The following is a 9,532-nucleotide window of genomic DNA, read 5'->3' on the forward strand; positions in this document are numbered from 1 at the left end:
GGCCAGCAGCAGCGCGTGGCCATCGCCCGGGCGCTGGCGCCCGCGCCGCGCGTGCTGCTGTGCGACGAGCCGACCTCGGCGCTGGATCCGGGCCTGGCGGCCGAAGTGGTGGACGTGCTGCGCCAGCTCGCGGCCGAAGGCATGACCATGCTGATGGCCACCCATGACCTGCGCCTGGCGGCCAGCGTGTCGCGCGAAGTGGTGTTCCTGCTGGACGGCAGCGTGGTCGAATCCGGCGATTCCCGCACCCTGTTCACCCAGCCGTCCGACCCGCGCACCGCGACGTTCATCTCGACACTGACGCAGGAAGCGGCGCTGTAGGGCGACCGGGCCGATCGCAGGCGTCTCCGCCTGCTCCTCCGTCCGTGTCGCGTCAGTCCTGGCCTTCCGTCACGAGAAAGTCGAACAGCGATTCGGGTTCGGCCGCGATGACCCGCGCGGCGATGTCGCGCCGCAGTTCGGCGTGGACGCGCTGGGCATCCGGCGCCGGATTTCCCAGCAAATCAAAAAATTCCGGCGGCAGCACGCCGGGACGCAACACGCCCTGGACGCTGCGCGCGCCGCGGCGCAGATGGAAGCTGTACGACTTGTCCGCACCGCGGCTATAGCGCGCCTCGGGCAGCGTCAGATCCACCGTATAGCAGCCGCGCGTGACGGCGCGCGTGACGAATTCGAACGCATCGCGCACGCCCGGGCCGGGATGCCCGCTGATGACGGACAACTCCTTGCGCGGCGCCGGCACACCGTCTTGCTCCAGCTTCGGCAGCGCGCCGCGCAGGCCCTGGAAGGTCAGCGCCAGCATGGCCAGCGCCCCATGGCCATGGTAGGCCTGGACGGCGTCGAAACAGATGGGCAGCGGTCCTTCCTCAGCCGTCACGGTCAGGGAGGAAGCGCGTTGTTCGGGGGTGGTCATGGGATTTCTCCGGGTGATGCGCGGCCACGAGCCGCCGCCATGGCGGCCCGCTGGCGCAAGGGTGGGTCTAGGGTTGAAGGACGCGCCAGCGCGCGTCCAGGCGGGCAAGTGGATTCAGAAGCGCGTGCGCAGCGTCAGGCTGAAGCTGCGGCCAGGTTCCAGCAACGGATTCAGATCCGTCATGGCATAGGCCACGTTGGATGAGGTCGCCGCCGTGCGGTAGGCGCGGTCGAACAGGTTGTTCACGCCCAGCACGACCTGGGTGTTGCCGGCCTGCGGCAGCCCCAGGCGGTCCAGCTGGAACTGGGCATACAGATTGACGACGCCGAAGCCCGCGGCCGGATATTCGGCGCGCTCGGCATAGCGGCTCTGGCCCTTGGCCCATTGCAGTTCGCCGCTGAGCGCATAGGCTTCATTGGGGCTCATGTACTGCACGCCCAGCAGGCCGCTGAGGGGCGCGATCGATTGCAGCGGCGTGTCCGTCGTGCGGTTGGTGCCGTGCAGGTAGCTGGCGTTGCCGTACAGATTGACCTCGCGGCTCAGCTGCCAGCGCCAGTCCAGTTCCAGGCCCTGGATCCGTGCCTTGCCCACGTTGCGGCGTTGCGTGGCGGGCAGGCCTTCATAGGAAGTGGTGACGTTTTCCAGGAAGTCGCTGTAGTTGCTGCGGAACGCGGTCAGGCCGACGGTGGCCTGCTCGAAATGCAGCCGGGTGCCCGCTTCCACGGTGACGCCGCGTTCCGGCTTCAGGCCTGGATTCGGAATGGTGTAGCTGGTTCCGGTGTAGCCGCTGCTGAACATTTCCGAGGTCCACGGCATGCGGAACGAGCTGCCCACGCTGCCCAGCAATTCCACGACGTCGGTGGCGCGGTAGGCCAGCCCCAGGCTGCCGGTGGTGGCGGTTTCGGTGGTGTTCTGCGCGGCACGGAACGCGGGCAGCAGATTGGGCGAGGGCAAGGGTTCCAGCCCGACGTCGGACTTGAACCAGTCAAAGCGGCCGCCTGCCGTAACGGTCCATTTTGGCGCGGGCTTCCACTCCGTGGTCAGGAACGCGCCGACGTTGGTCTGGTACTGGTCAGGCCCCGTCTTGGCGTAGGAGGTGCTGGTGGTCGTGGTGACGCCGTTGGGACGGCGCACGGTGATGTCGCTGCGCGATTCCGATCCGGGGCGGCGCTCGTGCATGAAGTCCAGGCCGAAGGTCGTGTTGGTGTCGGCCCACGGCACCGTCGCCGCAACGCTGCCGCCCCACACCACCGGGCCGATCACATTGCTGCGCGAATCCACCACGCGCGCCGGGTTGGTCTGGTTGTGCGTGGCCATGACGGTGCCGAACTCGTTCACATAGACGCTGGCCTTGAGCGCGCTGATGACGCCATCGAACTCGCCGCTGTAGGCCAGCCTGCCCTGCTTGACCTTGAGCGGATCGCGGCGGCTGTAGCTCAAGGGATATTGCGGCACCGTGCCGGCCGCGCCATCCTTCACATAGGCCACTCGCGCGCTGGCCTCGATGCGCTGGCGGGCGTCGGGCATATAGCCCAGCACGATGCCGCCGCCCGCGCCGCGGTAGTCGCTGTTGGGCACTTCGGCCGCCGCGCTGTCGTAGTTGCTGGCGCGGCGTCCGGTGGCATAGACGCGCAGGTCGAAGCCGTCGCCGGCGCCTTCCAACGCCACATTGCTCTGCACGCCGTCGCCATTGGTGTTGTACGTGACCGAGGCTTCGCCGCCGTTCAGGCCGAAGGGCTGGCTCAGATTGCCATGCGCGCGCTTGGTGACGAAGTTGACCAGCCCGCCCAGGCCGTCGCTGCCGAAGCGCGAGGAGTTCGGCCCGCGCACCACTTCGACCTGTTCGATCTCGGTCGGACTGATGAGCATGAACTGCAAGGTGTTGCGGCCGCGGAAGCGGTCGCCGTCGATGAACATCGGCACCCGCATGTCGTTGGTATTGAGCCCGCGCAGGAACAGCGTGCCGGCGATGCCGCCGCTGCGGCTGACGGTGGCGTTGGGCACGCGGCCCAGCAGGTCCAGCGTGCTCATCGTGTTCAGGCGATCGATGTCCTGGCTGTCGACCACGCTGATGGCTTGCGTGACGTTGTGGTCGATCGAGGCCGCGGGCGGCGTCGCCCCCATGGGCCGCAGGCGGCCATCATCGGGTTGGCCGTCGGCCGTGACCTGGATCGACGGCAATTGCGGTACGTCGGCCGCGGCGCTGGGCGCGGCGATGGCGGCGGTCAGCAGTCCGGCGCCGACCAGGGGGGCATAAAGATAGGAGCGTTGCATACATGCACACAAGAGAGAGGGGGCAAAATCGGAATGGGCGCGGCGGTCCGCGCCACGTCAGGCGGGGGCCAGGTCCTGATCGATGGCCGGCGTGGAATCCTTCAGCCATGGCAGAAAGCCGCGCAGGAACCGGCTGGAAGCGGGCATGAAGTAGCTGCCGTGGTGATACATCGGGTCCAGCGAAGTCACGATCAGCCGGCCCGGCGTGCTGTGCCTGTCCTCGTACAGCACCGACCCGACGCCGGCCTTGTCGATCAGGGACTGCGCGCCTGGCGGCGGTTCGAAAGAGCCGTGCTGGTGCCAGGTGGCGTCGGCCAGCGTCAGGTAGCTGAACAGCGGATGCGCCGGCGCCGCCAGGCGCAGGCCGGAATCGGCGCCCGGCTCTTTCCACCACCAGAAATTCACCTCGGACGGGGTCCAGCGCACGCCGTCCAGCCAGCGTTCGGAATGTGTTTCGCCCATGGCGACGAGTGTCTTGCCCGCGCCCAGGAAGCGGCGCCAGAGATCCCGGTGCGGTACCAGCAGATCCGGATTGCTGCAGCAGGACACGATCAGCGCGTCGCAGCCTCGCAGCGCGGCCTCGTCCAGGTCGCGGAGGTATATCGTCCGGTCGATGTGAGGCATCAGCTCCGGCGTGCGGAAGGTGCGATGGTGGTAGTAGGTGCCGGCGTCCAGCGCCGCGATCACGGGGGTGCGTCCTGCGGTCATGCCGCGTCTCCCTGCAGCCAGTCGAACAGTTGGGGAACGATGCGGCCGGCGCTGTCGGCGCTGCCCGCGTACATCCACAGGTCATTGCCGGAATGCACCAGCAGGCGTCCGCCCCCCGGCAATGCCAGGACCCAGTCGATGGGCTGGGCCTCAGGCCCCAGCGTGTTGAGCACCAGCGCGCCGGCCGGCGCGGGGTTGCCGCCGCGCGCATAGAAACCCGCCACGCCGCGCCGGAACGTCAGGTGTTCGGGGTCCACACCGTCGAACACCGGATGGGGCGCGGCACGCTGCACCCGCAGGCCCGCGATGCCTGCGCCGGATCCCGGCACGAAGGGCGCCAGCCAGCGCAGGAAGGGATAGGCGACATGGCCGTTGCAGACCAGTGTGCCGCCCGATTCCAGATAGGCTTCCAGGAGCGCGCAGTGCTCCAGCAAGTAGCGCTGGTCGGTGTGCGCCGGGACCAGCAGCGCGCGGTATCCGGAAAGATCGCTCTCGTGCAGCTGATACAGCGGCAGGCAAGCGGCGCGCGGCGCGGGGCCGCCGGTCAGCGCGGCGGGGCCGTCACCAGTCCAGTTGTTCAGGTAGGCAATGATGTTTTTCATGGTTCAACGGAAGACGGGGATCACGCCCAGGATGTCGCCGGACTCGCCGCGCAAGGTGGCCACGCGCACCGGCAGGCCGTACAGCCGGCTCAGGCGTTCGTCCACGCATATGCCGGCGGTGGGACCGGCTTCGCAGCCATCGGCATGCATGAGCAGGGTCTGGTCGGCGATGTGCTGCGCGTGCTGCGGCTGGTGCGTGGTGAAGACCACGGCCAGTCCCTGTTCGCGCGCCAGCCGGCGCAGCAGCGACAAGACCACGTCCTGATTGCGCAGGTCCAGGGCCGCCGCGGGCTCGTCCAGGATGATGAGGGGACTGGCGCTAGCCATGGCGCGCGCGATGCAGGCCAATTGCTGTTCGCCGCCGCTCAAGGCGTGGAAGGGGCGGTCCGCCAGATGCGCCAGGCCGACCTCGCCCAGGCAGTCGCGGGCGATGCGCCAATCGCGGGCGCCGGGCGATGCGTACCAACGCAGATGGCGCGCGCGGCCCATGCTGACCATGGTCAGCACGTCATAGGCGTAAAGCGTGTCGCTGCGCTGGGGCACGTAGGCGGCGTGGCCTTGCAGGCGAACGCTGCCTGCGGCAGGCCGGTTCAACCCGAGGATGGTGCGCAGCAGCGTGGTCTTGCCGCGCCCGTTCGGTCCCAGCACCGCCAGGATCTGCCCGGCGGACAGGCTTAGCGACAGATCGCTCAAGAGGCGGCGGCCACCGGCCTGCACGGCCAATTGCTTCAGCTCAAGCATGCTGCGCTCCCCCGCGCTGGGCGCGGCGCAACAGCCATGCGAACAGCGGCGCGCCGATCAGCGCGGTAATCACGCCCAGCGGAATCTCGGCGCTGGTGGCGCTACGGGCCATGGTATCGACACACACCATGTAGGTGCCGCCTATGAGAGCGCTGGCGGGCAGCAGCGCCCGGTGGTCGGGGCCGACCAGCATGCGCGCGATGTGCGGCACCACCAGTCCTACCCAACCCACGGTGCCCGATACGGCCACGCTGGCCGACACCACCAGCGTGGCGCAGCCCAGCAGCAGCCAGCGCAAGGGCTCGACGGCAATGCCCATGGCGCTGGCCTGCTCGTCGCCCAGCGACAGCACATTGATGCGGAAGCGCAGCGCGTACAGCAGGGCCATGCCCGCCACGATGGGGGGCACGGCCGCCGCCAGCTTGGTGTAGGTCGCGGTGGCGAAACTGCCCATCAGCCAGAACACGATGGCCGGCAGGCTGTCGTTCGGATCCGCGAAGTAGGTGGTCAGCGAGATCAGCGCGGAAAAGAAGGCGCTGGTCACCACGCCCGCCAGCACCAGCATCAGAATGGTCGTGCGGCCATTGGAGCGGCTCAACAGATAGACTATGGCCACCGCCAGCAGGCCGCCGGCAAACGCCAGGCCCAGCGTCGCCCACAGCGACGAGAACAGCAGGATTGCGACGCAGCCACCGAATGCGGCGCCCGAGGAAATTCCCAGGATCTGAGGACCGACCAGCGGATTGCGGAAGGCGCCCTGCAATGCCGCGCCGCACATGGCCAGGCTGGATCCGGCCAGCACCGCCAGCAGCACCCGCGGCAGCCGCACCTGCATGACGACGCGATGCTCCGTGGCGCTGACCGACGGCAGCCAGGCCGCCAGGCCGTCCGGCAAGGCAAGTCCGGCCAATACGCTGGACACCTGCGACAGCGCCAGGGGATAACGGCCCACGCATAGCGCCGCCAGCACGGACACGGGCAACGCCAGCGCCATCAGCAGCCACGGCCACGTCCAGGCCCCCTGGCGCATGGACATCGCCCTGTCCGGCGTGCGCGCCGTTTCAACGGAAGCGTTCATAGCCCGCAGCCCCCTGGTTCATATTCAGGCGCAGCACCGCGTCGATCTCGTCCGCGCCGGGCTGATATCCATAGAGTTCGCCGTAGGCCCGGGCGATGTTGTCCCGCAAGGGCCAGGAGAATTTTTCCGGGTGCAGCAGCAGGCTCAGCCACTGCCAATACAAGGGTGATTCCTGGCTGGGGGGATCCCACAGATAGCCGCCCAGCGGCACCTTGTAGACGCGGCGTTCGCGCACGGCGGGTATGTCGGCGAACAGCGGGTCGCGATACAAGGTCTCGGGCGTCAGTCCCGGCTCGAAATTGTTCAGCAGGATCACCGCGGGCGCCCAGGCCATGATCTGCTCGATGTTCACGGTCTGTCCGCTGGCAATGGATGCGGAGACGTTGCGTCCGCCCGCGAGCGTAATGTCATCCTCGAAGCTGGTGTTGCCGCCCGCTGCGCGCAGCTGCGGCGCATGGCGCGACAGATAAAGCACGCCCGGCCGCTCGCTGGCCGGAATGGCATCGGTGGCGGCACGGATCTCCGCGCGCACCTGATCGCGCCAGCGCAGCTGCGCTTGTGCGCGGGCTTCCTGGCCCAGCGACAGGCCCATCAGGCGTATCCATTCGCGGGTGCGGTCCTCGGTGCCGTACACCAGCGCCGCGGTCGGCAGTCCGGCATTGCGCAGGGGTGCGAGCAGGTCGTCGCCCATATGCCCCCATTGCCACACCAGGTCTGGCTGCATCTGCAGCAGCGTTTCCACATTGGGCACGAAACCGGAACGGGTGATGTCCGTGCGCACCGCGGCCGTGGCCGGGAACATACGCGCCAGCAGCCCGTCCTTCATCAGCCCGTAGGCGCTGGGATGCATGCCGGCAAGGTGCTCGGCGCCCCCGTCCAGCGAGATCAGCAGCGATCCGGCAGGCATGGGCAGCGTCACCGCGCGCTGCGTCGGCGCGGGCAGGCTGACGGGATTGCCCAGCATGTCCTGGAATGCGATGGGCGCCGCGCCGGCGGCGGACGACGAGAGAACTCCTGCCGCCAGCGCGGCGCGGAAGTACGCGGAAATAGTCATGTGGGAGTTGGCTACGCTGCGTAGGCCTGCCGTGGGTGCCGGCCGCCGCAATGGTACGATCACAAATAAGAATCAATCGCATTCATTTTATGAGCCACCGCCCCCAGACCAAATGACTATTGTCAATTCACGATCCGCGCCCTTGATGACGGCGCTGCGCCAGCACCCGTGGTTCGATGGCGTCGGCGATGCCGCCCTGCTCGCCCTGGCGGAGCGCAGCCGCTGGCTGGAGTTCGGCGCGGGCGATACGATTTTTTCGGAAGGCCAGGCGGCTTCCTCATGCCTGCTGGTGAGCGCGGGATCGCTGCAAGGCTTGCGCTACACCGCGGATGGCGGCGACAAGGTATTCGGCCATGTCGGCCCGGGCGGCTGGCTATCCGTGTCCTCGCTGTTCGAGGCTACTCCGCGGCATCTGCACAGCGTACGTGCGCGCACCGACGGCAGCGGCTGCCTGCTCAATGGCGAGGCCTTCCGCCAGCTCTGCCTGAACGATGCGCGCTTCGCCTGCCGCGTCATGGCGCACAGCGCCAACCTGATCCGCCATCACACGGACCAGATCGATTGGCTGACCTCGAGTTCGGCCGAAGAGCGCCTGGCCGAATACATCCTGCGCGCGGGCAAGCCGCAGGGCAGCCGGCCGGTGGTGCTGCCGCTGAGCCATTCGCAGATTGCGGTCAAGCTGGGTATGCGCGCCGAAACGCTGAGCCGGATATTCGCCAAATGGCGACGCCAGGGCTATATCTCGGACCGGCGCGGCGAACTATGCATCCTGAAGCTGGATTCGCTCAAGCAGCTGGTGCATATCTAGTCTCCTGCCCCGCATCTGCGGGACAGGACCATGCGACCTACTTCGACGGCAAGGAGCCCGCCGGATCGACCGCCTGGCCGTCGTAGCGCAGCTCGAAATACAGGCCGACCTGCTTGCTGTCGCTATTGCCCATTTCGGCAATCTTCTGGCCCTGGCTGACGCGCTGCCCTTCCTTGACCAGCAGCTTGCTGTTGTGCGCGTAGATGCTCAGGAAACTGGCGTTGTGCTTGACGATGACCAGATGGCCGTAGCCGCGCAGGCCGCTGCCGGAATAGGCCACCGTGCCTTGCGCCGCGGCCACCACCGGCGTGCCGGAAGAGTTGCTGATGACGATGCCGTTGGAGCCCGAGCCATCGTAGCCGCGCGTGACCTTGCCCTGGGCGGGCCAGACCAGCGAGATCGCACCCGGCGGGGCAGTACGGCGCTTGGCGGTCGAGGTCGACGACTTGGGCGAAGGCGCGGGCTTGCCGCGCGCCTTGCTGGGCGCGGTGGAGGTGCTGGCCTGCCCGGCCGGCGGCTCGACCCGCAGCAATTGCCCGACTTCGATCGAATTGGAATTCGACAGCTTGTTCCAGCGCACCAGATCGCTCACGCTGGCGCCCTGCTTGCGCGCGATCTGGGTCAACGTGTCGCCCGACTGCACCCGGTAGTAGCCGGGCTGGACCTTGGTGGTGCCGCAGGCGGACAGCAAGGCCAGCAGCGCCACGGCCAGCACACACAGCCACAGGCGGACGGACGGACCTTTCCAGCCCCCGCTGGCGGGCGCCGCGGTGGCGGACGAAACGGAAATGGGCAAGGCCGGGGCGGACAAGGAGAGCACTGAAACCTGGGGCACTGAGGTGGAGTATCGGAATCTGAGTGCGTTCAAGGGTACCAAGATTTTGGCGGATTGGTGTGGCGCGGGCGCTTCGCGCGCCGGCGCGGAGCGTGTATAACCCGCAGATCGGGGCGAACGGTTTTCGCCGTGGATCAATGCGCCTGCAAGGACCCTCATGGGAATGAAAGACTCGTCCAGAAGAAATCCGCTCTGCCTGCTGTGGGCCATCCCCTATCTGCTTTGCGGCTGGTTCTCGCACCTGCTGAACGACCCGGTCAGCCATGCTTCGTTCGTATGGCTGCCGCCCGGCGTGGCGGTGGGCGCCTACCTGCTGACGCGGCGCCGCGACTGGCCCTTGCTGCTGATCGGCTTCTTCTGCGCGCAATTGCTGCTGACCCTGGCCTGGCGCGGCCAGCCCATGACCGCGGTCGTGTTCGCGGTCACGGGCAGCCTGTCTTCGATGCTGGCCGCCTGGACGGTGCAGCGGCTGTCGCCGCGCAGGCACGGACCTGGCTTCGTGGCCGCGCTGCTTGCCGG

General features: G+C 68.0%; 11 protein-coding genes. 3 read left to right on the forward strand and 8 right to left on the reverse strand.

The window, feature by feature from the left end:
- A partial coding sequence (locus WBB14_RS26430; RefSeq protein ID WP_424242383.1) for an ATP-binding cassette domain-containing protein occupies window positions 1-321 on the forward strand: 321 nt, incomplete at its 5' end.
- 52 nt (window positions 322-373) lie between these two features.
- On the opposite strand, the gene WBB14_RS26435 is transcribed toward WBB14_RS26430, so the two are convergent.
- From WBB14_RS26435 to WBB14_RS26465, 7 genes are all read right to left on the reverse strand, one after another.
- Window positions 374-913 (reverse strand): hypothetical protein, encoded by a 540-nt coding sequence (locus WBB14_RS26435; RefSeq protein WP_424242384.1) that lies wholly within the window; start codon window positions 911-913, stop codon window positions 374-376.
- Between the two features lie 114 nt (window positions 914-1,027).
- Window positions 1,028-3,187: a TonB-dependent receptor gene (locus WBB14_RS26440; protein WP_424242385.1), complete on the reverse strand. Its 2,160-nt coding sequence runs from the start codon at window positions 3,185-3,187 to the stop codon at window positions 1,028-1,030.
- A 57-nt stretch (window positions 3,188-3,244) separates the two neighbouring features.
- A complete protein-coding gene (locus WBB14_RS26445) occupies window positions 3,245-3,895 on the reverse strand; it encodes a hypothetical protein (protein ID WP_424242386.1) in 651 nt (216 codons plus the stop codon).
- A complete protein-coding gene (locus WBB14_RS26450; protein WP_424242387.1) occupies window positions 3,892-4,497 on the reverse strand; it encodes a hypothetical protein in 606 nt (201 codons plus the stop codon). Before WBB14_RS26450 ends, WBB14_RS26445 begins: the two co-directional genes overlap by 4 nt.
- A gap of 3 nt (window positions 4,498-4,500) precedes the next feature.
- The gene (locus tag WBB14_RS26455; RefSeq protein ID WP_424242388.1) at window positions 4,501-5,238 is read right to left on the reverse strand and encodes an ABC transporter ATP-binding protein; all 738 of its coding nucleotides are present in this window, start codon (window positions 5,236-5,238) and stop codon (window positions 4,501-4,503) included.
- The gene (locus WBB14_RS26460; protein ID WP_424242389.1) at window positions 5,231-6,316 is read right to left on the reverse strand and encodes a FecCD family ABC transporter permease; all 1,086 of its coding nucleotides are present in this window, start codon (window positions 6,314-6,316) and stop codon (window positions 5,231-5,233) included. The genes WBB14_RS26455 and WBB14_RS26460 overlap by 8 nt, the downstream gene beginning before the upstream one ends.
- Window positions 6,300-7,370, reverse strand: a complete 1,071-nt coding sequence (locus tag WBB14_RS26465; RefSeq protein WP_424242390.1) for an ABC transporter substrate-binding protein — start codon at window positions 7,368-7,370, stop codon at window positions 6,300-6,302. Before WBB14_RS26465 ends, WBB14_RS26460 begins: the two co-directional genes overlap by 17 nt.
- Before the next feature lie 112 nt (window positions 7,371-7,482).
- On the opposite strand from WBB14_RS26465, the gene WBB14_RS26470 reads away from it, so the two are divergent.
- A complete protein-coding gene (locus tag WBB14_RS26470; RefSeq protein ID WP_424242391.1) occupies window positions 7,483-8,178 on the forward strand; it encodes a Crp/Fnr family transcriptional regulator in 696 nt (231 codons plus the stop codon).
- A 37-nt stretch (window positions 8,179-8,215) separates the two neighbouring features.
- Here the strand turns inward: WBB14_RS26470 and WBB14_RS26475 are convergent, their stop codons facing one another.
- A complete protein-coding gene (locus tag WBB14_RS26475) occupies window positions 8,216-8,905 on the reverse strand; it encodes a murein hydrolase activator EnvC family protein (RefSeq protein ID WP_424242393.1) in 690 nt (229 codons plus the stop codon).
- A 271-nt stretch (window positions 8,906-9,176) separates the two neighbouring features.
- Between WBB14_RS26475 and WBB14_RS26480 the strand changes: the two genes are divergently transcribed.
- The coding region (locus WBB14_RS26480) for an MASE1 domain-containing protein (RefSeq protein ID WP_424242392.1) at window positions 9,177-9,532 on the forward strand (356 nt) is incomplete at its 3' end.

The sequence above is a fragment of the Achromobacter sp. genome (assembly GCF_049647645.1).
Lineage (GTDB): Bacteria > Pseudomonadota > Gammaproteobacteria > Burkholderiales > Burkholderiaceae_B > Achromobacter.